The 24,783-nt window shown below is 75.4% G+C and carries 21 protein-coding genes; 13 read left to right on the top strand and 8 right to left on the bottom strand.

Annotated elements, in window-relative coordinates:
• Window positions 1–193 precede the first annotated feature (193 nt).
• Genes OG550_RS29220 through OG550_RS29210 form a run of 3 tightly spaced genes read right to left on the bottom strand, consistent with a single transcriptional unit; the run spans window position 194 to window position 2,749 of the window.
• Window positions 194–598, bottom strand: a complete 405-nt coding sequence (locus OG550_RS29220) for a hypothetical protein (protein WP_327682538.1) — start codon at window positions 596–598, stop codon at window positions 194–196.
• Entirely contained in the window at window positions 595–1,365 is a 771-nt protein-coding gene (locus OG550_RS29215) for a cupin domain-containing protein (RefSeq protein WP_327682536.1), read from the bottom strand. The genes OG550_RS29220 and OG550_RS29215 overlap by 4 nt, the downstream gene beginning before the upstream one ends.
• Window positions 1,358–2,749 carry a sedoheptulose 7-phosphate cyclase gene (locus OG550_RS29210; RefSeq protein WP_327682534.1) on the bottom strand — a complete coding sequence of 464 codons (1,392 nt, stop codon included), beginning with the start codon at window positions 2,747–2,749 and terminating at the stop codon, window positions 1,358–1,360. The genes OG550_RS29215 and OG550_RS29210 overlap by 8 nt, the downstream gene beginning before the upstream one ends.
• A gap of 247 nt (window positions 2,750–2,996) precedes the next feature.
• On the opposite strand from OG550_RS29210, the gene OG550_RS29205 reads away from it, so the two are divergent.
• The 7 genes from OG550_RS29205 (at window position 2,997) to OG550_RS29175 (ending at window position 11,763) form a co-directional block, all read left to right on the top strand.
• Entirely contained in the window at window positions 2,997–4,394 is a 1,398-nt protein-coding gene (locus OG550_RS29205) for a phosphoribosyltransferase family protein (protein ID WP_327682532.1), read from the top strand.
• A gap of 402 nt (window positions 4,395–4,796) precedes the next feature.
• Window positions 4,797–6,011 (top strand): 4-hydroxyphenylpyruvate dioxygenase, encoded by a 1,215-nt coding sequence (gene hppD, locus OG550_RS29200; RefSeq protein ID WP_327682530.1) that lies wholly within the window; start codon window positions 4,797–4,799, stop codon window positions 6,009–6,011.
• 110 nt (window positions 6,012–6,121) lie between these two features.
• Window positions 6,122–7,336, top strand: coding sequence for a homogentisate 1,2-dioxygenase (locus tag OG550_RS29195; protein WP_327682528.1), 1,215 nt, complete (start codon window positions 6,122–6,124; stop codon window positions 7,334–7,336).
• The gene (locus OG550_RS29190) at window positions 7,333–8,325 is read left to right on the top strand and encodes a hypothetical protein (RefSeq protein WP_327682527.1); all 993 of its coding nucleotides are present in this window, start codon (window positions 7,333–7,335) and stop codon (window positions 8,323–8,325) included. The genes OG550_RS29195 and OG550_RS29190 overlap by 4 nt, the downstream gene beginning before the upstream one ends.
• Entirely contained in the window at window positions 8,322–9,542 is a 1,221-nt protein-coding gene (fahA, locus tag OG550_RS29185; protein ID WP_327682525.1) for a fumarylacetoacetase, read from the top strand. The genes OG550_RS29190 and fahA overlap by 4 nt, the downstream gene beginning before the upstream one ends.
• A 173-nt stretch (window positions 9,543–9,715) precedes the next feature.
• Window positions 9,716–10,771: an enoyl-CoA hydratase/isomerase family protein gene (locus tag OG550_RS29180; RefSeq protein ID WP_327682523.1), complete on the top strand. Its 1,056-nt coding sequence runs from the start codon at window positions 9,716–9,718 to the stop codon at window positions 10,769–10,771.
• A gap of 212 nt (window positions 10,772–10,983) precedes the next feature.
• On the top strand, window positions 10,984–11,763 hold the full coding sequence (locus OG550_RS29175; RefSeq protein ID WP_327682521.1) for an enoyl-CoA hydratase: 780 nt from the start codon (window positions 10,984–10,986) through the stop codon (window positions 11,761–11,763).
• A 116-nt stretch (window positions 11,764–11,879) separates the two neighbouring features.
• Here the strand turns inward: OG550_RS29175 and OG550_RS29170 are convergent, their stop codons facing one another.
• Window positions 11,880–13,940, bottom strand: coding sequence for an NAD-binding protein (locus tag OG550_RS29170; RefSeq protein ID WP_327682519.1), 2,061 nt, complete (start codon window positions 13,938–13,940; stop codon window positions 11,880–11,882).
• A gap of 260 nt (window positions 13,941–14,200) precedes the next feature.
• On the opposite strand from OG550_RS29170, the gene OG550_RS29165 reads away from it, so the two are divergent.
• On the top strand, window positions 14,201–14,845 hold the full coding sequence (locus tag OG550_RS29165) for an HdeD family acid-resistance protein (RefSeq protein WP_327682517.1): 645 nt from the start codon (window positions 14,201–14,203) through the stop codon (window positions 14,843–14,845).
• Between the two features lie 92 nt (window positions 14,846–14,937).
• On the opposite strand, the gene OG550_RS29160 is transcribed toward OG550_RS29165, so the two are convergent.
• Window positions 14,938–16,428, bottom strand: coding sequence for a CoA transferase (locus tag OG550_RS29160; protein ID WP_327682515.1), 1,491 nt, complete (start codon window positions 16,426–16,428; stop codon window positions 14,938–14,940).
• 21 nt (window positions 16,429–16,449) lie between these two features.
• A complete protein-coding gene (locus OG550_RS29155; protein ID WP_327682513.1) occupies window positions 16,450–17,079 on the bottom strand; it encodes a LysE family translocator in 630 nt (209 codons plus the stop codon).
• Window positions 17,080–17,199: 120 nt separating this feature from the next.
• On the opposite strand from OG550_RS29155, the gene OG550_RS29150 reads away from it, so the two are divergent.
• Complete coding sequence (locus OG550_RS29150; RefSeq protein ID WP_327682511.1) at window positions 17,200–17,658, top strand: Lrp/AsnC family transcriptional regulator; 459 nt, start codon at window positions 17,200–17,202, stop codon at window positions 17,656–17,658.
• Window positions 17,659–17,723: 65 nt separating this feature from the next.
• Here OG550_RS29150 and OG550_RS29145 read toward each other — a convergent pair whose 3' ends face one another.
• Window positions 17,724–19,025, bottom strand: a complete 1,302-nt coding sequence (locus tag OG550_RS29145; RefSeq protein WP_327682509.1) for a cytochrome P450 — start codon at window positions 19,023–19,025, stop codon at window positions 17,724–17,726.
• A 337-nt stretch (window positions 19,026–19,362) separates the two neighbouring features.
• Here OG550_RS29145 and OG550_RS29140 point away from each other — a divergent pair, with 337 nt between their 5' ends.
• Window positions 19,363–20,199, top strand: a complete 837-nt coding sequence (locus tag OG550_RS29140; protein ID WP_327682507.1) for a hypothetical protein — start codon at window positions 19,363–19,365, stop codon at window positions 20,197–20,199.
• Between the two features lie 303 nt (window positions 20,200–20,502).
• Here the strand turns inward: OG550_RS29140 and OG550_RS29135 are convergent, their stop codons facing one another.
• Entirely contained in the window at window positions 20,503–20,778 is a 276-nt protein-coding gene (locus OG550_RS29135; protein WP_327682505.1) for a zf-HC2 domain-containing protein, read from the bottom strand.
• A gap of 55 nt (window positions 20,779–20,833) precedes the next feature.
• Between OG550_RS29135 and OG550_RS29130 the strand changes: the two genes are divergently transcribed.
• The 3 genes from OG550_RS29130 (at window position 20,834) to OG550_RS29120 (ending at window position 24,677) form a co-directional block, all read left to right on the top strand.
• The gene (locus OG550_RS29130; protein ID WP_327682503.1) at window positions 20,834–21,421 is read left to right on the top strand and encodes a sigma-70 family RNA polymerase sigma factor; all 588 of its coding nucleotides are present in this window, start codon (window positions 20,834–20,836) and stop codon (window positions 21,419–21,421) included.
• 353 nt (window positions 21,422–21,774) lie between these two features.
• Window positions 21,775–23,220, top strand: a complete 1,446-nt coding sequence (locus OG550_RS29125; RefSeq protein WP_327682501.1) for an MFS transporter — start codon at window positions 21,775–21,777, stop codon at window positions 23,218–23,220.
• A gap of 56 nt (window positions 23,221–23,276) precedes the next feature.
• Complete coding sequence (locus OG550_RS29120; protein WP_327682499.1) at window positions 23,277–24,677, top strand: cytochrome P450 family protein; 1,401 nt, start codon at window positions 23,277–23,279, stop codon at window positions 24,675–24,677.
• Window positions 24,678–24,783: the final 106 nt, after the last annotated feature.

Raw genomic sequence — 24,783 nt, 5'->3', positions numbered from 1 at the left:
CTCCTCCCGATCGGGCTCGCAGACCCACCGTGCGGCGCCCGCGGCCCCGGGCGCCTGAGCCGCCGGGCCCGACCACGCCCCGACCGGATCCGGGCTCCGTCCCGCCCGGGTGCCGGGACGGCCCGGGCACCCGGGCGGGAGGGAGGACCGGGCCAGGGCGGTCGGCCTTTCCCGCCCGTCCCCCGTCCGCCCGTCATCCGTCGGTGCGGGCCCCGCCGACCTCCGGCCGCCGCTCCGGCAGCGCCCCGCTGACCCGCGCCGGCAGGACGGTCAGGCAGAGCAGCTCCGCACCGAACGGCCCGCCGTGCAGGTGGACGGACTCCCCGCGCGGAGCGAGGACGAGGGCGCCCCGGTCGAGCAGGCGCAGCGGCCGCCCGGGACGGTCGACCAGCGACACCGGGCCGCGCAGCACGTACCAGGCGGCTTCGGTGGACCCGCGTCCGGCGAGGTCGTAGCAGACGCGGGGGCCGAGCCGCACGTGCTCGAACGCCTCGCACTCGCTGTGCAGCATGCCCCGGCGGGCGAGGCAGCGGGTGCGGATCCGCTGGACGCCCGGGCCCAGCAGCAGCCGGGGCCCGCCGGTTCCGGTGACGATCATCGCCGCCCACCTCCCGGAAGCACCAGCTCCGCGTGCACGTACGCCAGTCCGGACGGTCCGGCGGCGAGACCGGCCGCGGTGCCGTGCGGCAGGGTGAGCGCGGTGCCGGGCCGCAGCGGCACCCGGGCGCCCCCGACGCTCGTCCGGCCGCCCCCGCCGGTGACGAACACCGTGTGCTCCACGCCGTCCGCCACGAGGTCGGTCCGCCGGCCGGGCGACAGTCCGGTGTGGTGCAGCAGGCGCAGCGGCCCGCCGATCACCGCGGACGGGTCCAGCGGACCGGTCCGCCGCAGGTCGGTGACCACCGTGCTGCCGACGGGCCGGCAGCGGCCCGCGGCGGTCTCCGGCGCCGTTCCCGGCGCCACGGCCGGGTGCGCCGCCGGCGGTCCGGCGGGGAGTTCGGCGGGGGTTTCGGCGGGCAGCTCGATCACCAGCCACTCCAGCGGCCCCGTGCCGGTGTTGCGCAGCCCGTGCCGGGTGCCGAGCGCCGTCAGCACGGCGTCGCCGGCCCGGACCGGGTACGGCCGGCCGTCGAGGGTCACCTCCCCCGCCCCCGTCAGCACCACGTACACCTCGCGGGTCCGGGTGTGCAGGTGCTCACCGCTGACCCCGCCGGCCGGGACGCTCGCCCACTCGACGGCCTCCCAGGCCCCGGTCAGCCCCGCCCTGCGGGCCAGGCAGGTCCACCGGGTCGTCCCGGCCGCGCCGTGCACCCCGTGGACGGCGGCCGGTGCCCCGGTGTCCGCGACCACGACCGCGCTACGCACGCGTCCCACTCCCCTCCCACACCCGGGACGCCGCCCCCGCGCGCGAGCGCTCCGCCACCGACCAGGTGCGCAACCGCGCTGCCGCTTCGGCGAGTTCGCGGACGCCCAGGTCGTCGACGAAGACCCCGGAGCCGATCCCGGACGGCAGCGGCAGCCGCTGCCGCCCGTCGCGGTGGCGGACGGTGTCGGCGAGTGCCTCGCCCAGGGTGAGCGGCTCGATCAGCGGGTGCCAGACGGGCAGTTCGAGCCGCCGCATCAGCCGCAGGATCCGTTCGCCCTGGGCGGCGTCCAGCAGCCCGCGCCGCTGGGCGACGACGGTGGTGAGCGCCATGTCGACGCAGACCGCCTCGCCGTGCAGCAGTTCGGGCAGGGCGCGCATCTCCACGGTCGGGCTGAACGAGTGGCCGTAGTCCATGAGGCGTTCCAGCCGGTGCTCCCAGAGGTTGGGCTGGAGCTCCTGGAGCATGCCGTGGACGGCGCGGCCGAGTACCGCGGCGGCGACGCGCGGGCCTTGGAACCGCTGGTCGAGGAGGTGCCGGCCGTAGCGGTCCAGGAGTTCGAAGAGGTCGCGGTCCTTGATCAGCGCGACCTTGAGGATCTCGGCGAGCCCGTTGCCGAGGTGCCGCCGGTCCAGGGTGGCGAGGAAGGCCGGGTCGAGCAGGGTGTCGACGGCCGGGTGGTACGTGCCGAGCCGGTTCTTGTGCCGGCCGTGGTTGACGCCGGTCTTGGCGCCGACGCCCGCGTCGACCAGTCCGATCAGTGTGGTCGGCACCCGGACGAACGGGGTGGAGCGGCGGTACAGGCTGCAGGCGAGGCCGACGACGTCGGTCAGCACGCCGCCGCCGACGGCGATGACGGGTTCGCCGCGCCGGGAGATGCCGAAGGAGTCCATCCGGTCGGCGACCTGGAACACCGAGTCCATGGTCTTCACCTGCTCGTGGGCGAGCAGGACCAGCGTCTCGTACTCGACGCCCTGGGCGGTCAGGTAGCGGTCGAGCCGGTGGCCGTGCAGCTCGTGCACCCGGGAGTCGACCACCACGAGCCGGCGGCCGGGCGGTCCGCCGGCCCGGGCGAGCGCCGGGTTCCGCGGGTCCAGCACGCCGGGGGTGAAGCGGACCCGGTAGCTGACGGGCAGCGCGGTGGCGACCGTCCAGCCGGCGGCCGGGGCACCGTTCGCCGGGTCGCCGGTGGCGTGCAGCCCGGGGGCGGCGGGGCCCGGGGCCGCAGGGGCGGGCGCGGCGGCGGGGCCGGGGCCTGCGGCGTCGGGACCGGCGACATGGCGGCCTGCCGCGTGCGGCCCCGGCGCGGCCGGGAGGTCGCCGGGGATGCCTCGGGTGCTGCGGGCGGCCTCGGCCGCGCGGTGCTGGGGGTGGGGGATGGACACGGGGGAGCTCCTTCGCGCAGGTCGGGTGGTACGGCCGGACGCAGGACGGGCGGCCGTACCGCTCTCCACGCTGACGTGCCCGCCGTCCCGGTCACACGGGCGACCGGGCCCATCCGTGTCCCGCCCCCGCCCGGGACCGCACCGGGCCTGGCCGCCCCGCCCCGGACGGTTCGCCCCGGCCCCCGCGCCGCCCCGCGCCGCCGCCCGCCCGCCCCGCCGACGTACGGTGGAAGCCGGAGGCCGCACCATGCACGTCACCGGAACCCACTTCGCCGACCGCACCGACGCGGGCCGCCGGCTGGCCGCGCTCCTGGGCCACCTGCGCGGCCCCGGCACCGTGGTGGTCGCCCTGCCGCGCGGCGGGGTGCCGGTGGCCGCCGAGGTGGCGGCCGCGCTCGGCGCCCCGCTCGACATCTGCGTGATCCGCAAGCTCGGTGTCCCGTACCAGCCCGAGCTCGGCATGGGGGCGATCGGCGAGGACGGCGTACGGGTGCTCAACGACCAGGTGCTGCGGCCGGCCGGGGTCACCCCCGGGCAACTGGCCGAGGTGGAGGCCCGGGAGCGCGCCGAGCTGGAGCGCCGGGCCCGCCGGTACCGGGGCGACCGCCCGCCCGCGGACCTGCGCGGGCGGACGGTGGTCGTGGTCGACGACGGCATCGCCACCGGTTCGACCGCGCGGGCGGCCTGCCTGATCGTCCGGGCCCGGGGCGCGGCCAGGGTGGTGCTCGCCGTTCCGGTGGCCCCCGACGACTGGACCGACCGGCTGGGCGACGTCGCCGACGAGCTGGTCTGCGTGGGGACGCCGTCGCCGTTCTACGCGATCGGCGAGTTCTACGCCGACTTCGGCCAGACCGGGGACGCCGAGGTCCTCCGCCACCTCGCCGAGGCCGCCGGGGCCCGGGCGGGTGCCGGCCGCGCCGCCGTCGGGTCCGACCGTGACCTGGCCGTCCCGGCCGGCGGCGTCCGGCTGACCGGCCGGCTGACCGTGCCGTCCGGGGCGCGCGGCCTCGTGGTGTTCGCGCACGGCAGCGGCAGCGGTCGGCGCAGCCCGCGCAACCGGCACGTGGCCGCGCACCTCAACCGGGCCGGGCTGGCGACCTTCCTCTTCGACCTGCTCACCGAGGACGAGGAGCCGGACCGGCGGAATGTCTTCGACGTCGAGCTGCTCGGCACCCGGCTGACCGACGTCGCCCGCCGCCTGCCCGGCTACCTGTCCGCGGACCTCCGCGCCGGTCCGCCCACGGACCCGCCCGCAGACCGGCCCGCGGAACAGCCCACGGACCCGCCCGCCCGGGACGGTCCCGCCCCGCTCGGCCTGTTCGGGGCGAGCACCGGGGCCGCCGCCGCCCTGTGGACCGCCGCCCGGCTCGGCGACGGCGTGGGTGCGGTGGTGTCCCGGGGCGGTCGGCCCGACCTCGCGGGAGCCGGGCGGCTGGCCCGCGTCACCGCGCCGACCCTGCTGATCGTCGGCGCCCGGGACGGCCTGGTCATCGACCTCAACCGCCGGGCGCGCGAGCGGCTGCGCTGCGAGAGTGAGCTGGCGGTGGTGCCGCACGCCGGCCACCTCTTCGAGGAGCCGGGCACCCTGGACCGGGTCGCCGACCTGGCCCGCGACTGGTTCCTCGACCACCTCGCACCGCCCTGACGGCCCCGCTGCCCGACAGCCCGGCAGCCCCGCAGCCCGACCCGAGCCCCGACCACGCCGGAACCACCGGCCGACCCGAGCCCCACCCGCACCGCACCGCACCCGAAGCAGCCCCTGACCAGGTCCTCACCGGCCGCTCCCGCGGTCCGGGCCGCCGCACCGGCCCGGACCGGGCGTTACGCAGAACTCGTGGAACCCTCTCGATCCACCGGGCATTCTGCACAGCGGGACCAGGGATTTCCTGATCACCTTGTACACATTGAACAGTGGAAATCCGACCTGTTGCCCAACCATCCCGACTGGAGCAAGCTCTCCGCTCAGCCGCACCCGCACCCACCCCCGCGGCGCGGCCGCCTCAAGCGGATGCCTCAATGCCGAGGCCTCAATGTGGAGGAACGACCGATGACCCCGCAGTCCCACGCCCTTGAGCTCACCCCCGAGGAACGCGAGGCCGGTCTCGACGCCGATCAGCTGCGCCGCCTCGTCGGCCTCGTCGAGCACGACCCCGCGACCGACCCGTTCCCGGTCACCGCGCAGGACGCCGTCGTGTTCGTCGTGGGCAACGCCACCCAGACGGCGCAGTTCTACCAGGTCGTCTTCGGCATGGAGCTGGTCGCCTACTCCGGTCCGGAGACGGGCGTCCGCGACCGCAAGGCCTACGTCCTGCGCTCCGGTTCCTGCCGGTTCGTGATCACGGGCGGCGTCGCCCCGGACAGCCCGCTGCTGGACCACCACCGCCGGCACGGCGACGGCGTCGTCGACCTGGCGCTGGAGGTGCCGGACGTCGACAAGTGCATCGCGCACGCCCGCGCCCAGGGCGCGACCGTCCTGGAGGAGCCGAACGACGAGTCGGACGAGAACGGCACCGTGCGGCGCGCCGCGATCGCCACCTACGGCGAGACCCGGCACACCCTGATCGACCGTTCCCGCTACCACGGCCCCTACCTGCCGGGCTTCGTCGTCGCCGAGAGCAAGGTGAAGCACCCGGAGGGCTCGCCGCGGCGGCTGTTCCAGGCGCTGGACCACGCGGTCGGCAACGTCGAGCTCGGCCGGATGGACGAGTGGGTCACGTTCTACAACAAGGTCCTGGGCTTCGTGAACATGGCGGAGTTCGTCGGCGACGACATCGCCACCGACTACTCCGCGCTGATGTCCAAGGTCGTCGCCAGCGGCAACCACCGGGTGAAGTTCCCGCTCAACGAGCCCGCGATCGCCAAGAAGAAGTCGCAGATCGACGAGTACCTGGAGTTCTACACCGGCGCGGGCTGCCAGCACATGGCGCTGGCCACCAACGACATCCTCACCACCGTGGACGTGCTGCGCTCCCGTGGCGTGGAGTTCCTGAACACCCCCGACTCGTACTACGACGACCCCGAGCTGCGCGAGCGGATCGGCAAGGTCCGGGTGCCGATCGAAGAGCTGAAGAAGCGCGGCATCCTGGTCGACCGGGACGAGGACGGCTACCTGCTGCAGATCTTCACCAAGCCGATCGGCGACCGCCCGACCGTCTTCTACGAGTTCATCGAGCGGCATGGTTCGCTGGGCTTCGGGAAGGGCAACTTCAAGGCGCTCTTCGAGGCCATCGAGCGCGAGCAGGACCGCCGCGGCAACCTCTGAGGCGGCCGCCCCGGCCCGGCGGCCGCCCGCCGGGCCGGAACCCGCCGGCCGGCGCCACCCCGCCGGGCCGGCCACCGCCGAGCCGTAGGAAGGTCTGGGAGGACAGGACGATGGCGCACTACCGGCAGCTGGGCAGCATCCCGCCCAAGCGGCACACACAGCACCGCACACCCGAAGGCGGTCTGTACTACGAGGAGTTGATGGGCGAGGAGGGGTTCTCCTCGGACTCCTCGCTGCTCTACCACCGGGGCATCCCCTCGGCCGTCGTGAACGCGGTGCCGTGGGAGCTGCCGGACCAGTCGACGGTGCCCAACCACCCGCTGCTCCCCCGCCACCTCAAGCTGCACGAGCTGTTCGCGGGCCAGGACTGGAAGTCCGCGGACGTCGTGTCCGGGCGCCGGCTCGTCCTCGGCAACGGCGACGTGCGGATCTCGTACGTCGCGGCCGGGGCGCCGAGCGAGCTGTACCGCAACGGGCTCGGCGACGAGTGCGTGTACGTGGAGTCCGGCGCCGGCACCCTGGAGTCGGTCTTCGGCACGCTGGAGGTCGGCCAGGGCGACTATGTGATCATCCCCCGGGCCACCACCCACCGCTGGCTGCCGACCGGCGACGGGCCGCTGCGCGCCTACTGCATCGAGGCGAACAGCCACATCACCCCGGTGAAGCGCTTCCTGTCCAAGTACGGCCAGCTGCTGGAGCACGCGCCGTACTGCGAGCGGGACCTGCGCGGCCCGGTCGGCCCGCTGCTCGCCGACACCGCCGCGGACGGCGACGGGGACGTCGACGTGCTGGTCAAGCACCGCGGCCCGAACGGGATCTCGGGCACCCGGTACACCGTGCCGCACCACCCGTTCGACGTGGTGGGCTGGGACGGCTGCCTCTACCCGTACGCGTTCAACGTCCGGGACTACGAGCCGATCACCGGGCGGATCCACCAGCCGCCGCCGGCCCACCAGGTGTTCGAGGGCAACGGGTTCGTGATCTGCAACTTCGTGCCCCGCAAGGTCGACTACCACCCGCTGTCGATCCCCGTCCCGTACTACCACTCCAACGTGGACAGCGACGAGGTGATGTTCTACTGCGGCGGCGACTACGCGGCCCGCAAGGGCTCGGGCATCGCCCAGGGCTCGATCTCGCTGCACCCCGGCGGCCACACCCACGGCCCGCAGCCGGGCGCCTACGAGCGGTCCATCGGGGCGGAGTTCTTCGACGAGCTCGCCGTGATGGTGGACACCTTCCGGCCGCTGGAGCTGGGCGAGGGCGGCCGGGCGAGCGAGGACTCCGGCTACGCCTGGACCTGGGCCGGTCGGGGGCCGCAGCAGTGAGCCCCACCCCGGAATCCGTCGTCCCCGAGCTGTTCCGGGGGCTGTTCGACGACGCGGCGGTGTTCCCCCCGGGGAACCTGCCGGTCGCCGAGGCCGTCCCGGCGCACCGCGCGCACCGGACCGCCTGGTACGCCGACGCGGTCGGCCCGTTCCTCTGCGGGGCGGGCCGGCTGGGCGAGCTGGCGGGCGCGGCCGACGCCGCCGCGGACGCCGCGGCGGAGGGGCCCGTACCGGTCCTCCGGGTCGGTCTGGTGCTGCCGGGGGGCAGCTCCGAACTCGGCCCGGCCCTCGCCGCCGTCGCACCGTTCGAGCTCGCCGGGGTCGAACTGACCACCCGGGACGCCCGGGAGGCGGTCGCCGCACTGGACCTGCTGCTGCCGCCGGCCGTCCCCGCCGCCGTCGAGCTGCCGCGCGAACTGCTGCGCGGCGACGGCCTCGACGAGGTGCTGGACGTGCTGGTCGACAGCCCGTACCGGGCCAAGTTCCGCACCGGGGGCGTGGTCCCCGGCGCCTTCCCGGACGAGGACGAGCTGGCCGGCTTCCTCACCGGCTGCGCCCAGCGCGGCCTGCCGTACAAGTGCACGGCCGGACTGCACCACGCCGTCCGGCACACCGACCCGGTGACCGGGTTCGAGCACCACGGCTTCCTGAACGTGCTGCTCGCGGCCGCGGAGACCGACCGGAAGGCCGCCGCCGAGGTGCTGGCGGAGCGGTCCGGCGAGGTCCTGGCCGCGTCGGTGCGAGAGCTGACCGACCGTCAGGTCACGGTGATCCGGAACTCGTTCACCGCGTTCGGCACCTGCAGCATCGCCGAACCGCTGGCCGACCTGGCCGGGCTCGGCCTGGTGGCCGCCCCGGCTGCGGCGCCGTCTCGCACCGCAGCGTCCGGCACCGCACCGCAGCCGTCGCCCCCGTCGCCCCCGCACGCACCGACCGCGTCGAGCACATCGACCACGTCGGCCGACTCCCCGTCCCAGGAGGACCGTTGACCACCCCCCGCAGCTGGCTGGCGAGCGCCCAGGACTCCCCGTTCGGCGTGCACAACCTGCCCTACGGCGTCTTCACGGCGGCCGACCGGCCGGGCCGGCGGCGGATCGGCGTCCGGATCGGGGACTTCGTCCTCGACGCCGGCGCGGCCGCCCGCGCCGCCGGCGCGCCGTCCGTCCTGCTCGACGCGGACTCGCTCAACCCGCTGCTGGGCGCGGGCCGTTCGGCCTGGACGCAGGTGCGGGCCGACCTGACGCACTGGCTCACCGACGAGTCCTTCCGGGAGGCGCTCTCGCCCGCGCTGCTGCCGCTCGCGGACGTGGAACTGCACCTGCCGTTCGAGGTCGCCGACTACGTCGACTTCTACGCCTCCGAGCACCACGCCACCAACCTGGGCCGGATCCTCCGCCCCGGCACGGAGCCGCTGACGCCGAACTGGAAGCACCTGCCGATCGGCTACCACGGCCGCTCCGGCACCGTGGTGGTCTCCGGCACGCCGGTGGTCCGCCCGCACGGGCAGCGCAAGGCGCCCTCGGACGCCGTCCCGTCCTTCGGCCCGACCCGGCGGCTGGACATCGAGGCCGAGGTCGGCTTCGTGGTCGGCGCGCCGTCGGCGCTCGGCTCGCCCGTGCCCCTGGACCGGTTCCGCGAGCACGTGTTCGGCGTCTGCCTGGTCAACGACTGGTCGGCGCGCGACATCCAGGGCTGGGAGTACGTGCCGCTCGGCCCGTTCCTCGGCAAGTCGTTCGCCACCTCCCTCTCGCCGTGGATCGTGCCGCTGGACGCCCTGGAGCACGCCCGCGTCGCCCCGCCCGTCCGGGACGTCGAGCCGCTCCCCTACCTCGACGACCGCGGCGGCGAGCCGTGGGCGCTGGACCTCGCGCTGGAGGTCCGCCTCAACGGACACACCGTCTCCCGGCCGCCGTTCGCCTCGATGTACTGGACGGCCGCGCAGCAGCTCACCCACATGACGGTCAACGGCGCCTCCCTGCGCACCGGCGACCTGTTCGCCTCGGGCACGGTCAGCGGTCCGGAGCGGGACACCCGCGGCGCGCTGATCGAGCTGACCTGGAACGGCGAGGAGCCGCTCAAGCTCGCCGACGGCACCGTCCGCACCTTCCTGGAGGACGGCGACGAGGTGGCCATCTCGGCCACCGCGCCCGGCCCGGACGGCACCCTGGTCGGCTTCGGCGAGGTCACCGGCCGCATCGTGCCGTAGGGCGCCTCCGCAAGCCGCACCACCACCCCGCCGCACCGAGGGCGGCGCCGCGACCGCCGGCGCCGCCCTCGGTGCTGTGCCGCGCCGGACGCGCGGGTACGGTACGGCGGGGGATCTTCGCCGGGTTCCACGACAGAGCGACACAGTGCCGACGACGGACGGGAGCGGGCCCGATGAGCGACGAGGTGCAGGTCTACCGGGACGGTGGCGTGGGGCGGATCGTGCTCGACCGCCCGAGGGCGCTCAACTCCCTCACCCACGGCATGGTCCTGGACTTCCTGGCGGCGCTGGAGGGCTGGGCCGACGACGACGCGGTGCAGGCCGTGGTGCTGACCGGCGCCGGGGAGCGCGGGCTCTGCGCCGGCGGGGACATCCGGACGATGCACGACGACGCCAGGACCGGCGGGGCCGGCACGCGCGCGTTCTTCCGCTCCGAGTACCGGCTCAACGCACTGATCGCCCGCTACCCGAAGCCCTACCTCGCGGTGATGGACGGCATCACCATGGGCGGCGGCGTCGGGGTCTCCGCCCACGGGGCGGTGCGGGTCGTCACCGAGCGTTCGGTGGTGGCCATGCCGGAGACCAGGATCGGCCTGGTCCCGGACGTCGGCGGCAGCCTCCTGCTGGCCCGCGCGCCGGGCGGGACGGGCACCCACCTGGGACTCACCTCGGCCACGATGGGCCCGGGCGACGCACTGCTCTGCGGGTTCGCCGACCACTTCGTCCCGTCGGCGAAGGTACCGGCCCTGCTCGCCGCGCTCGGCACCGCCGACGACCTCACCACCGTGGACGCCCTGACCGCCGTCGTGACCGCCCACGCCGAGCCGGCGCCGCCCGCCGCGCTCGCGCAGCGGCGGGCGTGGATCGACGAGTGCTACGCCGCCGACAGCGTCGAGGAGATCGTCGAACGGCTGCTCGCCTCCGGGGTCCCGGAGGCGAAGGAGGCCGCCGAACAGGTGCTCGGCAACTCGCCGACCGCCGTCAAGGTCACCCTCGCCGCGCTGCGCCGGGCCCGCACGCTGCCGTCCCTGGAGGCGGTGCTGGACCAGGAGTACCGGATCTCCTGCGCGGCGCTGGAGAGCCACGACCTGGTCGAGGGCATCCGGGCGCAGGTCGTCGACAAGGACCGCGACCCGCACTGGGACCCGGCCTCGCTCGCCGCCGTCACCGACGAGGACGTGGCCCGGTTCCTGGCGCCGCGCGAGGGCGACGAACTGGGCATGGCCTGAGGCGGGCACCGCTCGGCCGCACTCCACGGGCCCGCGGAGGTGCCCGTGGAGGGGCCCGCGCGGGGTTCCGGGCCGGAGGTCCGGCCCGGGGTCGGGCCCGTGACGACCGTCTCGCGGAGCGAGACTGGCGCGAGCCGGGCCGGGTCGGAGATCGTTGGGTGGTCAGAGCGCGCCCCGGACGGCGCGAGCAGCGGAAGAGGGAGTCAACGGCGATGACCGAGACCTACGAGACGATCCTGGTCGAGCGCAAGGGCCGGGTCGGGCTGATCACGCTCAACCGGCCGGAGGCGCTGAACGCGCTCAACACCCGGCTGATGAACGAGGTGGTGGCCGCCGCGACCGCGTTCGACCGGGACCCGGAGATCGGCTGTCTGGTGATCACCGGCTCGGAGAAGGCGTTCGCCGCCGGCGCCGACATCAAGGAGATGCAGGGCAACCGGTTCCCCGACGTCTACCTGGACGACTGGCTGGGCCCGTGGGACCGGCTCGGCGAACTGCGCAAGCCGGTGGTCGCGGCGGTCGCCGGCTTCGCCCTGGGCGGCGGCTGCGAGCTCGCGATGCTCTGCGACATCCTGCTCGCGGCGGACACCGCGAAGTTCGGCCAGCCGGAGATCAAGCTGGGCGTCATCCCCGGGATCGGCGGCTCGCAGCGGCTCACCCGGGCGGTCGGCAAGGCCAAGGCGATGGAGCTGTGCCTGACCGGTCGGATGATGGGCGCCGAGGAGGCCGAGCGGGCCGGGCTGGTGTCCCGGATCGTCCCGGCCGACCAGCTGCTGGCCGAGGCGCTGGCCACCGCCGAGAAGGTCGCGGAGATGTCCGCGCCGGCGAGCATCATGCTGAAGGAGGCGGTCAACCGCGCCTTCGAGACCACCCTCGCCGAGGGCGTCCGCTTCGAGCGCCGCCTGTTCCACGCGGCGTTCGCCACCGCCGACCAGAAGGAAGGCATGGCGGCGTTCGCCGAGAAGCGGCCGGCGTCGTTCCAGCACCGCTGAGCAGCGGCGGGGGCGGGGGCGGGGGCGGCCGAACGGTCGCCGACGGGCCGCTGACGACCGACGGCTGACGGACGGCCGACGACGGACCTCCCGATCCGCCGTCGGCCGTCCGTCCGTCAGCCCGCCGCCGCCCGCTCGTCCTCCGCACCCACCGGCACCGTGTTGAGCCGGGCGAGTCCGCTGCGGGTCGCGGCGACCACGACCCGGTCGCCCGGCTCCAGCCCCCTGGTCCGGTCGGCGTACTTCCAGTGGTAGAGCTGCGGGTTGCGGGCCAGCCGGACGGCCAGGACCCGGACGCCCCCTTCGTCCTCCAGGTCGTGCCGGTTCAGGCCGATCAGGCCGCTGCCGACCTCGGCCCGCAGCTCGGCGATCAGCAGCACGTGCCGGAAGACCGAGAGCGTGCCCAGCACCTCACGCCCCATCAGCGCGGCGGCGAAGGCCGGTGCGGAGAGGTAGGAGGTCGACCGGGACGCCGCGTTGTCCAGCGTCGCGTACACGTGATGGGCGAAGTTGTCGTCGAACATCCGCAGCACGACGCGCACGTCGGGCCGGACGGCACGCGCCTCCAGCGCCGCCTCCAGGTTGGTCGCGTCGTCGCCGCTGACCGCGACCACCGCCCGGCAGTGCTTCAGCCGGGCCCGGCGCAGCTGTTCGGCGAGCGGCCCGTCGTCGACCACCACCGGGACGCCCAGCGCGCGCACCGCGGAGATGCCGCGGGCCTGCGGGTCGCGTTCGAGTCCGACCACCGGGACGCCGAGGCCGTGCAGCCGGGCGACCACCCGGGTGCCGACGTTGCCGAGCCCGACCACGACGACGTGGTCGCGGGTGCCCGCGCCCGGGTTGCGGGGCTGGCCGCGCCGACCGGAGGCGAGCACCTCGACCATGATGGCGGTGGCGACCGGCGCGAAGGTGATGCCGCAGAAGGTGATCACCACCTGGGCGATCCGCTGCCAGGTGCCGCCGGTGCCCGTGCCGGCCGCGGCGTCGGCGGGCTGGTCCGGCTGGGCGGCGCCGGCCAGGTCGAGCAGCGAGACGTAGAGCGACCAGCCGAAGTCCCGGTTGAGGTACCAGAGCAGGCCGAAGGCGAGCAGCACGGCGGCCAGGGCGGTGATGAGCACCAGCCGGAGCCGGGCGCTGGTGAAGTAGCGCAGGGTGTCGAGCAGCCGCCAGCGCAGCCGGCGCCACCAGGCGATCCGGACCGGCGGTTCGCTCGGCAGGGTCTGCAGTGCGGCGACCCCGCCGCCGTTCCCGCCGGGGTCGCCTCCGACGGCCTGCTCGACGGCCTGCTCGACGGCCTCGGGCCCGACCTCGGGCTCGGCCTCGGGCCCGGCCCCGTCGGAGCCGCCCGTGTCAGCTTCCTCGCCCGTTTCGCCCGGAGCCGCCTCCCCCGGAGCCGCCTCCCCCGGAGCCGCCTCCTCGGGAGCCGCCTCGCCGGCTGCCTCATCCGGAGCCCGGGTCGGGCCGGTACCCCCGGGAGCCCCCGGGACCGCGGCGGCCCGGCGGGCGGCGGCACCGGAGCGGATCGGCCCGTCGTCGCCGAACTCACTGGCCAGCCGGACGAAGGAGGCCGAGTCCCCCTCCTGCTCGGGCAGCAGCCGGATCCGGCCGAGGTCCTGGCGGTCGATCCGGTCGGCGACGACGCAGATCCGGTTGGAGTCGATGTCCCCGTCGTACGCGATGTGCAGGAAGCGGTCGCCGACCTGGACGGAGTTGGGGCGGGAGAGCGCGGCGTCGGCGAAGGCGGGGGCGGCGGTGGCGGATCCGGAGAGCGCGGTGCCGTTCCTGAGCAGCCGCTCGATGTTCTCGCCGAGCCGCTGGTTGAACATCCGCAGCACGATGCGGATGTCCGGGTTGTGGCCCTGGGCGGAGAGCGCGGCGTGGATGTTCTCCTGGTCGCTGCCCTCGACCAGGGCGATGCCGCGCGCGGTCTCGACCCGGACGGCGCGCAGGGCCTCCTCGGTGACGCTGCTGTACTCGACGACGACGGCGACGCCGTCCAGCTGTTCGATCTGCGGTGCGTGGTCGCGGGTGCGGTCCGGGACGAGGACCACCACGGGCACTTCGTAGTGTTCGACGAGTTCGAGCGTGAGCCGGTGGGCGAGCGCGTTCCCGCCGCAGACGATGTAGTGCTGGCCGATCGGTTCGACCGGAGGGGTCCCCCACCCTTCAGAAGTCATATCGCCGGACGATATCGACACCAGGTGATCCTGAGATGGACAACCGGTGTCCTGGGGGATACGACCGCGACGGGGACCCGGCGGAGGTCGTCGGCAGCGGGGCCCCGGCCGCCGGGGGCGGTCGGCGCGGGGCGGTCTCCGGGGAGGGTGAACAGCGGCACGGGCCGCCGTCTCGATCGCCCGAACGGGTGTATCCGGCGGGCGCGGCGCGGCGGGTGCGGAGATCGTGAGGAACGCCGACCCGCGCGAACCGCCCGACCGTGAGAGGTACGCCCACCAGCCCCGCTCCCCAGGAGGACGCCACCGTGGTCTCCCCGATCATCACCCCCGACGGCTCCCCGGTACGGGGCCCGCTCGGACTGCTCGCCAAGGCCGCCTGGCAGGTCCTGCTGGTCGCCGGGCTCGTCTCGCTCGCCCTCGGGATCATCGTGTTCGTCTGGCCGAAGCAGACGCTGCTGGTGGTGGGCGTCCTGTTCGGCCTCTACCTGCTGGTGATCGGCATCGTCCAGCTGGTCGCCGCGTTCGGTACGCACGCCACGCCCGCGCTGCGGGTGCTGGCCTTCATCAGCGGCGCGATCTGCGTGCTGCTCGGCCTGCTCTGCTTCCGCAGCGCGGCACAGTCACTGCTCCTGCTGGCGATCTGGATCGGCATCGGCTGGCTGTTCCGGGGCATCACCCACCTCGCCGCCGTGATCTCGGACCCGGACATGCCGGCCCGGGGCTGGCAGGCCTTCGCCGGTGCGGCCAACACGCTGGCCGGCGTGCTGCTGATGGTCTGGCCGGTCGGCTCGATCGCCGCGCTGACCATCCTCGCCGGGTGCTGGCTGGTGATCCTGGGCCTGGTCGAGATCGTGACGGCGTTCCGGGTCCGGGGCACGGCGAAACGGATCCCCTCCGGCGTCTGAGGCCCCACCGCGTCCCGCCGGTCCCGCCGCGTCCCACCGCGCCGCCCGGTTCGTTCGGACGGGGCCGGGCGGGGCGCAGCGGGCCCGGCGGCTCAGTGCCAGACCGGGGCGTCCGTCCCCCAGCGCCCCGGCGGGCGCGACCAGCCCGCCGGGGCGCCCTCGTACGCGACGGGCGACAGGGCGTGGCGCAGCCGCCCGTACGGCGAGTCGGTCTCGGTGATCCACCGCGCCGGGTCGTAGGGCTCGTCGTTCGGGGGGACGCGCGGGTCGGCGGTGGGCGGGATGCCGTTCAGCAGCCAGGAGGCGGTGCCCGCCAGGGAGTAGCGCAGGTGCCGGCCGCCGGGGCGGGCGGTGCGCTGCGCGGTGAGGGCGCGCAGCACCCCGGCGGCGATCAGGTAGCCGGTGCCGTGGTCGAGGGCCTGCGCGGGCAGCACGCCGGGGCGGCCGTCGGCGCCGGCCTCGATGTCGGCGATGCCGACGCCGGCCTGGACGAGGCTGTCGAAGCCGCGCCGGCCCGACCAGGGTCCGGTCCAGCCCCAGGCGTCGAGCTGGGCGACGACGAGGCCGGGGTGTCGTGCGAGCAGTGCCCCGGGGGCGAGTCCGTGGGCGTCGAGGGAGCCGGGGCGGTAGCCGGTGACGATGGCGTCGGCGGTGGCGAGGAGCTCCTCGAAGACGGCGCGGTCGGCCGGTTCGGCGAGGTCCAGCCGGGTGGAGCGCTTGCCGAGGCCGGTGTCGGCGTGGGCGTCCTCGGCCTCGGGGAGCCGGGGTGAGTCGATCCGGAGCACGTCGGCGCCGAGCAGGGCGAGGGTGCGGGTGGCGACCGGGCCGGCGATGACCCGGGTGAGGTCGAGGACGCGGATCCCGGCGGCGGGGAGCGGAGCCGGGTCCAGGGGCCGGGGGGCGGTGTCGTCGGCGATCCGGGCCTCGGCCAGGGGCAGCTCGCTCTCCCGGGCCGGCGCGACGGCCACGGCGAGCGCCCCGGCCGCGAACGCGCGCTCCTGGACCGACGCGGCCGGCTGCTCGCGCAGGACGGCGGCGAGCCGGTCGGGCCCGGTGTCGGCGGGCAGTCCGAGTGCGGCGAGCAGCCGGTCCCGGTGGTGCGGGTAGTTGGCGTGGGTGCGGAGCCAGCCGTCGGCGGTCCGCCAGAACCCGGAGAGTGGCGCGAAGGAGACCGGGGCCCGGCCGTCGATCCGCAGGTGGCGCTCGCTGACGAAGGCGGTGGCGACGGCTCCCTGGTCGATCCGGACCTCCGGCACCGGCCCGCCCGACCGCAGGGCGGCGAGTTCGGCGGCGGCCAGGGAGCAGGCGGCGACGGTGGCGCGGGCGAGCCGGCGGACGGGGAGGCGGGAGGGCAGCACCGCGTCGGGGCCGTGGAAGGAGACCCGCTCCAGCAGTGGCGCCGGACCGTCGAGGGCGGCCCAGGCGTCGGCGGTGGGCCCGTCCCCGGCGGCCCCGGCACCGGGGCGGAGGCCTGCACCGGGTCGGAAGCCCGCGCCGGTGCCGGTTCCGGGGTCGGTGCCGGAGTCAGGACCGGGGCGGCCGGGGCCGGGGCCGGATGGTGTGCGCATCGAACGGTCTGTCATGCCCGCATTGTGCTCCCGTCGTCAGGCGGTCGCCGTGACCCCCGCCACCAGCATCAGCAGCACCGCCGAGACGACGGTCATCCGGCGGGCGGCGGCGGGGTCGGAGCCGAAGCGCCCGCCGAGCCGTCCGCTGGCGTGCGCGACCAGGCCGTAGACGACGGCGCAGGCCAGCACGTTGAGCGTGCCGAGCACGAGCACCTGGCCGCCGACCGGAAGTCCGGCGGCGGGGTCGACGAACTGCGGCACCAGGGAGAGGTAGAGCAGCAGGCCCTTGGGGTTGAGCAGCGCGGTGAGCACGGACTGGCGCAGCACGGTGGCGGTGGGCTGCGGCCGGGGTGCGGCGAGGGCGGCGCCGCCCTCGCCCCGGCGGAGCGCGATCAGCATGGTGGCGGCGAGGACCAGCAGGTAGGCGGCGCCGGTGGCGCGGAGGACGGGCAGGGCCGCGGGGACGGCGCGCAGGGCGGCGGCGAGTCCGGCGCTGGAGAGCAGGGTGTGGACGGCGTAGCCGGCGCAGACGCCGGCGACGGCGGTCAGCGCGGCGCGGCGCCCCTGGCCGAGGCCGCGGGCGGCGATGTAGAGCCAGTCGGGGCCGGGGGTGCAGACGAGCAGCAGGTCGACCCCCAGGAAGAGGAGGAGGGCGTGGGTGTCCATGGGTGGTGACCTGTCGTGTTCTGCGGGGCGGTTTCCGGTCACTGACGGTAGCCGGACACGGCTGGCACACGATGGCTACTTCATGCCCGTCCGCACCGTGTTTTGGCAGAATGTTGCGCTATGGACCGCATCGACCGCAGAATCCTCCACGAGCTCCAGCAGGACGGCCGCCTCACCAACACCGAGCTGGCCGCCAGGGTGGACCTCACCCCCTCGCCCTGCCTGCGCCGGGTCCGGCAGCTGGAGCAGGACGGCGTGATCCTCGGCTACCGCGCGCTGCTCGACGGCGCGGCGGTCGGCCGCGGCTTCCGACCGTTCGTCACGATCACGATGCGCCACGAGGACCAGGTCACGGTGGCGGAGTTCGAGCGGCGGGTGGCGGAGCTGCCGGAGGTGGTCGAGGCGCACCGGCTGTTCGGCGAGCCGGACTACCTGCTGCGGATCGCGGTGGCGGACATCGCCGCGTACGAGCGGTTCATCACCGGCGTGCTCTCCGGGCTGCCGGGGATCGCCCAGGTCAACTCCCACCTGACGATGAAGCAGGTCAAGGCCGACCGGGGCATCCCCACCGGCGCCTGAACCCCGCACACCCACGCACGGGCACGGGCACACGGCGCCGGGCGGCGACCGGCCCCGGGCGGCGCTCAGAAGGTGAACCGCAGCGACCGGACGCGGTGGTCGAAGCTGGACGGGATCAGGTCCGGCCCGCCGACCGAGCGGACCTCGGGCAGGCGGGTGAACAGCTCGCGGTAGAGCACCTTCATCTCCTGCCGGGCGAGGTGCGCGCCGAGGCAGTAGTGCGGCCCGCCGCCGCCGAAGCCGAGGTGCGGGTTGGGGCTGCGGGTGATGTCGAAGGCGTCCGGGTCGGTGAAGACGGTCTCGTCGCGGTTGGCGGAGCCGAAGTAGAGCACCGCCTTGTCCCCGGCGCGCAGCAGCGGGCCGTCCGGACCGCCGAGCCGGTGGTCGACGGCCAGGGTGCGGCGGAACTGGATGATCGGCGTGGCGTGCCGGACGATCTCGTCCACCGCGCCGCCGAGGCGGCCGTCGAGGTCGCCGAGGAGCAGGGCGCGTTGCTCCGGGTGGACGGTGAGCAGGTGGAGTCCGTGGGCGAGGGCGTTGCGGGTGGTCTCGACCCCGGCGACGAGCAGCAGGGAGAAGAAGGCCCCGAGTTCGCGGCCGGTCAGGCGGCGGCCGTCGACGTCGGCGGTGACCAGCGCGGTGACGAGGTCGTCGGCGGGACGGCGCCGGCGCTCGCGGCCGAGGTCCGCGACCATCCGCTGCATCCGGGCCAGCGCCAGCAGGCCGCGCCCGGGCATCCGGAGCCTGGCGCGCAGCGGGCGGGCCACGCCGGTGTGCTCGGAGGCGTGGTTGACCTGGTCGAGGATGGCGCGGCGGGGCTCCTCGGGGATGCCCATCATGTTGCAGATCACCTGGAAGGGGAGTTCGGCGGCGACCGAGGTGACGAAGTCCTCGGGCCGCTCCCGCTCCACCCGGTCGACCAGGTCGGTGGCGACCCGTCGGATGTCGTCCTCGACCCGGGAGATCAGCCGCGGGGTGAAGGCCCGGGAGACGATGCGGCGCAGCTGGGCGTGGCGCGGGTCGTCCAGGTTGACCATGGAGTCGCCGAACAGCATCCGGACCCAGCCCGCCGGTTCGGGGGTGGTGACGCCGGGGCCGCTGAGGAAGACGGCGGGGGTGCGGCTGGCCTCGACGACGTCGGCGTGCCGGACGAGGGCGTGGAAGCCGCGGCCGGGGCGGCGGCCGGCGGTGTCGTCGCCGAAGCGGGCCGGGGCGGGGAGGCGGCGCAGGTCCGCGAAGGCGGCGGCGCGGTCGGGGGCGGGCAGCCGCCAGAACGCGGGGTCGGCGAGATCGGCGGGGACGGCGGGGCCCGCCGGGCCGGCGTCCTCACATGCGGCATCGGCGTCGGGTGTGGCGGCGGTGCTCATGCCTGTCCTCACTGCCCCTCTCGCACCCCGTGTGTCCGGGGTCACATCGCAGGGTCACATCTAGTACGTACCGGAAGTGAAGCTGTCAAACCGTCCTGGTGGCATGACTAACGGATATTCAGGTGCAGACGTCGCAACAGGGACGCCCGCACCGTCGTGAACCGGCCACCGCAGGATCCCCGTCCACCCCACCGTTCCCGCCGCTCCCGGAGGGTGGTGGTCGCCCGAACGGCTTGCCCGGACGGACGGCGCCCGAGGTGGCCGGACGTACCGGGACGGGGGCGGAACCGGCCAATAGCGGAGGGCGCGGTACTGGCCGGGGGAGGCGGGTGCGACGATGAGTGTCATCGTGATGACCGACCGGATCCGCTCGCTGCGCGCCGTGGTCTTCGCCGCGCTCTGCGTGGCGCTGGCCGCCACGGCGCACGTCGCCATGGCCGGCGCCGGGGTCTCCCCGCCGGTACTGGCGGGCGCCTTCGGTCTCACCCTCGGCGTCACCTGGCTGCTGGCCGGGCGGCGGCGCGGGCTCGGGCTGATCAGCGTCTGGATGGTGGCCGCGCAGACCGCGCTGCACCTGACGTTCGAACAGGCCGGTGCCCTCGCCGGGGGCGGCGGGCTCGGCCGGCTGGCCGGGACCGACTGGGCCTCGCTGCTGCTCTGCAACCCGGAGGCCGCTCCGACCGGCCTCTCCCCGGACGACCTGGCCCGGATGGCCGGTCTCGACCCCGCGGTGCCGCCGGCCGCCCCGGCGGCGGCCGCCGTGCACCACGCCCACGGCTCGGTGTCCGGCGCGGGCGACCCGTCCGCGCTGGCCGGCGCCGCGGCGCCGGAGCCCGGGGTGGCGGCCCACGGGGCGGCGGCGCACGACATGGCCGCGCACGGCATGTCGCCCGGCATGATCGCCGCCCACGTGCTCGCCGCGCTGGCCTGTGCGCTGCTGCTCTGGCGCGGCGAGGCGGCGCTGGCGAGACTGTTCGAACTGCTCGGCGACCTGGGCTCGGTGCTGGCGGGGGCGCTGCTGGTGCCGCTGCTGGCGCTGTTCGGCTGTCCGGTCGGCTTCCGGCCGCCGGTCGCGCCGAGACCCGCCGGCCACCGGACCCGGCCGCCCCGCCTGGTGCTGCTGTCGCACGCCCTGGTCCGGCGCGGCCCGCCGTCCCTCGCGTCCGCCTCCTGACGCGCCCGCCGACCCTCCCGGACACCGCCGACGCCCGGGTGCGCGGTGGGCAGGTCGCCCTGCGTCGCGCCGCCGGACCCCGCGCACTCCCGAGTACCGCTACTCCCGGGTGCCGCCGGTGCCGCCGTGCCGCCAGGGCCCGGTCCGCACGTGCCGCCGCTCCGCCGTTCCGACGGGGCGGGGCGGCACGACCGGCCCACCGACGCCGAGGGTGCCGCCCGCAGCGGCGCCTCCCCTGTCTTCCCCTCAGGACCTTCCATGCCTGACTACGACGGCGCACCGGCTTCGCCCGGCGCCACCGTCCTACCGCGTCCGCCCGTCGTCCCCCTGCCCGGGACGACCCGACCCCTCCTCGTCCCGCTCCGCCGCGAGCCGGCCGAGGAGCTTCACCGACCAGTCCTCCGGGGGCCCGTCGGCCCCGTCCGCCGCCGGCGTGCCGCGCAGCCGCTCCGCCCGCTCCAGCCACTCCCGGCAGGCCGCGCAGCGCGCGACGTGCTTGTCCAGCCGGCGGTCCGGCACACCGGCCGGCTCGCCGTCGAGGCGGGCGGACAGAGCCGTACGGAGTTGCGCGCATCTCATGTGACCATCGTCCCGCACCCCCTCCGAAGTGCGACCTCCCGGGTAGGAGGCCGCCGTGGATGACGAACAGCTGACCGCGCTCGCCCTGGCCGCCCGGGAGGGCCGCTCCGCCGACGTCGAGGCGTTCGTCCGGGCCACCCAGCGGGACGTCTGGCGGTTCGTCGCCCACCTCACCGACGTACAGTCCGCCGACGACCTCGCCCAGGAGACCTTCCTCCGGGCCCTGCGCAGCCTGCCCGGGTTCGCCGGACGCTCCTCGGCCCGCACCTGGCTGCTGTCGATCGCCCGCCGGACGGTCATCGACCGCTACCGCACCGCCGCCGCCAGGCCGCGCTGCGCCGCGCTGCCGGACTGGCAGGAGGCCGCCGAGCGGCAGGGCACCCCGCCCGCCGCCGGCTTCGAGGACGGCGTGGCGCTCGGCGACCTGCTGGACCGGGTGCCCGAGCAGCGGCGGGAGGCCTTCGTGCTGACCCAGGTGGTCGGACTCAGCTACGCGGAGGCCGCCGAGGTGGCCGGCTGCCCGGTCGGCACCGTCCGCTCCCGGGTCGCCCGCGCCCGGGAGGAGCTGATAGCCCGTCTCCGGGCGGCCGAGAGCGGCGACGCACCCCAGGGAGCGTCGGCCGAGCTGGCCGCCGCCTGCTGACCCGGGCCGCACCCGGCAGAACGACCTCGCCTCCGGAGGGCGGCGTACGGCGGAACCCCCCGCCGCACGCCGCCCTCCGGCGCGTCCGCACCCCCTGCGCCCGTCCCGCACCCTCCCGCCCCGCCCGGCCCCGTCCCGCGCTGCTCCGTCCCCTCCGCTCCCCCGCACCGGCCCGGACGGCCCCTCCGCCCCTGTGCCGGCGGACAGGATCGGCCACGATCGTCATGATCCGGCCAAGTCATAAAAATCCCCCACCTGTTCGGAACTCACCCTCGTGTGCCTCCGACTGCTGTACCGGACGCCGCCGCCGAGGTGGTGTCCGGACGGCACGGGGAACGGACGGAGGATGACCCATGGCAGCGCAGCAGTCGCCCGCCACCAGCAAGGCGGGTGACGACCCGGCGCGGTCGGAGGACCGGTGGAGCCTGGTCGTGGCCGCCGGGCTGATCTCGTTCGTCGCGATGCTCGACATGAACGTCGTCAACCTCGCGCTCACCGACATCGCCGACGCCCTCGACGTCTCCTCCACCACCGCCCAGTGGGCCGTGCTCGGCTACCAGCTCCCCCTGGTGGCCCTGCTGCTGCCGGCCGGCCGGTGGCTGGACCAGGTCGGCATCCGCTCGGCGCTGCTCTTCTCGGTCGGCTGCTTCGCCCTGTGCAGCGCACTGGCCGCCGCCGCGCCGTGGGCGAGCTGGCTGATCGCCGCCCGACTGGCCCAGGGCGCCTTCGGCGCGGTGCTGTTCGTCCTGATGCCGGTCCTGGCGGCCACCGCCGTCCGGCCCGAGCTGCGCGGGCGCGCGATGAGCGTGCCCGCCACCCTCGGCCCGCTCGGCGCCGTCACCGGGCCGGTGATCGGCGGCCTGCTGCTGGACCACGTCGGCTGGCGGGCGATCTTCCTGGTCAAGCTGCCGATCTGCCTGGCCGCCTGGCTGATCACCCGGCGCGACGCCCCGCGCGGCGGGCGGCTGCGACTGCCCGACCGCGGCTCGCTGGGCGACGCCGCGCTGATCGGCTTCGCGGTGGCCGCCGTCCTGCTCGGCCTCACCCTCGCGCCGGACGCCCCGCTCTGGCTGCTGCTCCTCCTGCCCGCCGCGCCGCTGACGCTGTTCTGGCTGCGCCGGCCCGGCGGGAAGCCGGTCGCGGCCGTCCTGCGGGCCTCCCGCACCGTCGCCGTGAACGGCTCGGTGCTGGCCCTGGCCGCCGGGTTCGCCGCCAACCACTACCTGCTCGCCCAGTACCTGCGCCGCGACGACGGGGCCAGCGCCACCACGACCGCGCTCACCATGCTGGCGTTCCCGCTCGGCATGGTGGTGGCCGGCCGGTTCGGCGGGCGGCTCGCCGACCGCTGGGGCGCCCGCCCCACCGCGCTCACGGGAGCCGGCGTGACCGCCTTCGGCCTGCTCCTGCTCGTCCCGGTGGACACCGACTGGTCCTCGGCCGACATCGCCTGGCGGCTCGCACTGGCCGGAGTCGGCATGGGCCTCAACGGCGGGCCGATCCAGGCCCTGGTGATGAGCTCCGCCCCCCGGGAGCAGATGGCCACCGCCGGCTCGGCCGTCCAGCTCGCCCGCAGCCTCGGGTTCGCCCTCGGCCCGGCGCTCGGCACCGCCGCCACGCTCTACGGCGCCACCGAGGTCGCCGGCATCCGGGCCGGGCTCACCCTCGCCGGACTCGTCGCCGTCCTCGCCGTCGTCCTCCTGACCCTGCACCACCGCACCAATCGCGCCGCCGGTGCCACCGGCGGTGACAGCACCACCAGCAGCACCAGCACCAACCGGACGATCCGCAGCAGAGTGTGACTTTTCGTCACACCTCCTCCTGCGCACCACAGATCCCGACCGGAGGAAACACCCGCATGACCGACACCGTCCACGACCCGGCCTCGGCCGGCCCGAACGGCTCGGCAGAGGCGACGTCGACGGCACCCGCCGCCGACGCGCCGCGCTGCCCGTTCGGCTACGACGAACTCCCCGACCCGGTCCCGCTGTACGGGCCGGAGTACAAGGCCGACCCCTATCCGCTGTACCGGCGGATGCGCGCCGCCGGACCCGTCCACCGGGTGAAGTTCCCGAGCGGTGTGGGCGCCTGGCTGGTGACCGGCTACAAGGCCGCGCACGAGGCGCTCAACGACCCCAGGTTCGGCAAGAACCACGACCTCGGCAACGAGGAGTGGCGCCGGCTCGCCTCGATCATGCCGGAGCCCCAGCACTCGCAGCTCCAGGTGCACCTGCTCCACCAGGACCCGCCGAAGCACACCACGATGCGCCGGCTCGTCCTGGACGCCTTCTCACCGCGCCGGGTGGAGTCGCTGCGCCCGCGCATCCAGGAGCTGGCCGACGCCCTGGTCGACGAACTGCCGGAGACCGCACCGACCGGCGGCGCCGACCTGGTGGCGGGCTTCGCGGCCCACTACCCGTTCCGCGTACTGGCCGAGGTGATCGGCCTCCCGCAGGAGCTGGCCGTCCGCTTCGACCGCGACTGGGGCAAGGTGGTGCAACCGGTCGGCCCGCAGGACCCGGGCCGACCGGCGTACGAGGGCCGACTGCGCGGCCTGCAGGGCTACATCGCCGACGTGGTCGCGCACAAGCGGGCGACCTACGACCCCGCCGGGCCCGAGGTGGACCTGCTCGGTCGGCTCGTCACCGCCTGCGACGCCGGCGAGTTGAGCCCCGAGGAGCTCGACTCGATGGTGTTCCAGCTGCTGGTCGCCGGCCAGGAGCCGGTCACCAACCAGATCACCACCATGCTGATCACCCTGCTGCGCCACCCGGAGCAGCTCGACCGGCTGCGGGCCGCACTCACCGCGGAGGCCGGCGACGAAGCCGCCGATCCGCGGCTGCTCACCCGCGCCATCGAGGAACTCCTGCGCTACGACGGCGCGTTCGAACTCACCACCTGGCGCTTCTTCGCCGAGGACAGCGACCTGCACGGGACCACCGTCCCGGGCGGCGACTCGGTGATCGTCTCGCTCAACGCCGCCAACCGTGACGAGGAGCAGTTCCCGGACGCCGACGTCCTGGACTTCGACCGCTCCCCCAACGCCCACCTCTCGTTCGGCCACGGTATCCACTTCTGCCCCGGCGCAGCCCTGGCCCGGGCCGAACTCCAGATCGCCATCGGCACGTTGCTCACCCGTCTGCCCGGGCTCCGGCCGTCGGCCGCCGACGGCGAGGAGATCGACTCGCTCGCCTGGGTGCCCGCCGTCCTGGCCCGTGGGGTGAACCGGCTCCCGGTCGCCTACGACAAGCGCGCCTGACCGGTTCGTCCCAGCACCGTTCGGCATCCACCACAGCGTCCCGGCGACCGTCGCCGGGGCGTGGCTCCGCCTGCCCGAAGCCCGTACCCCGTTCCGTGGAGGACCA

The organism is Kitasatospora sp. NBC_00458 (genome assembly GCF_036013975.1).
In the GTDB taxonomy this organism is placed as follows: Bacteria; Actinomycetota; Actinomycetes; order Streptomycetales; family Streptomycetaceae; genus Kitasatospora.
The sequence above is the reverse complement of the archived record's forward strand: the minus strand, read 5'-3'. Positions and strand labels throughout refer to the sequence as shown.

Bases quoted from the DNA above. Each gene is read 5' to 3' on its own strand.
- OG550_RS29135 (WP_327682505.1), bottom strand. From the start codon at position 20,778: ATGAGATGCGCGCAACTCCGTACGGCTCTGTCCGCCCGCCTCGACGGC.
- OG550_RS29170 (WP_327682519.1), bottom strand. From the start codon at position 13,940: ATGACTTCTGAAGGGTGGGGGACCCCTCCGGTCGAACCGATCGGCCAG.
- OG550_RS29160 (WP_327682515.1), bottom strand. From the start codon at position 16,428: ATGACAGACCGTTCGATGCGCACACCATCCGGCCCCGGCCCCGGCCGC.
- OG550_RS29150 (WP_327682511.1), top strand. From the start codon at position 17,200: ATGGACCGCATCGACCGCAGAATCCTCCACGAGCTCCAGCAGGACGGC.
- OG550_RS29205 (WP_327682532.1), top strand. From the start codon at position 2,997: ATGCACGTCACCGGAACCCACTTCGCCGACCGCACCGACGCGGGCCGC.
- OG550_RS29140 (WP_327682507.1), top strand. From the start codon at position 19,363: ATGAGTGTCATCGTGATGACCGACCGGATCCGCTCGCTGCGCGCCGTG.
- OG550_RS29120 (WP_327682499.1), top strand. From the start codon at position 23,277: ATGACCGACACCGTCCACGACCCGGCCTCGGCCGGCCCGAACGGCTCG.
- OG550_RS29155 (WP_327682513.1), bottom strand. From the start codon at position 17,079: ATGGACACCCACGCCCTCCTCCTCTTCCTGGGGGTCGACCTGCTGCTC.
- OG550_RS29220 (WP_327682538.1), bottom strand. From the start codon at position 598: ATGATCGTCACCGGAACCGGCGGGCCCCGGCTGCTGCTGGGCCCGGGC.
- hppD (WP_327682530.1), top strand. From the start codon at position 4,797: ATGACCCCGCAGTCCCACGCCCTTGAGCTCACCCCCGAGGAACGCGAG.
- OG550_RS29180 (WP_327682523.1), top strand. From the start codon at position 9,716: ATGAGCGACGAGGTGCAGGTCTACCGGGACGGTGGCGTGGGGCGGATC.
- OG550_RS29125 (WP_327682501.1), top strand. From the start codon at position 21,775: ATGGCAGCGCAGCAGTCGCCCGCCACCAGCAAGGCGGGTGACGACCCG.
- OG550_RS29145 (WP_327682509.1), bottom strand. From the start codon at position 19,025: ATGAGCACCGCCGCCACACCCGACGCCGATGCCGCATGTGAGGACGCC.
- OG550_RS29195 (WP_327682528.1), top strand. From the start codon at position 6,122: ATGGCGCACTACCGGCAGCTGGGCAGCATCCCGCCCAAGCGGCACACA.
- OG550_RS29175 (WP_327682521.1), top strand. From the start codon at position 10,984: ATGACCGAGACCTACGAGACGATCCTGGTCGAGCGCAAGGGCCGGGTC.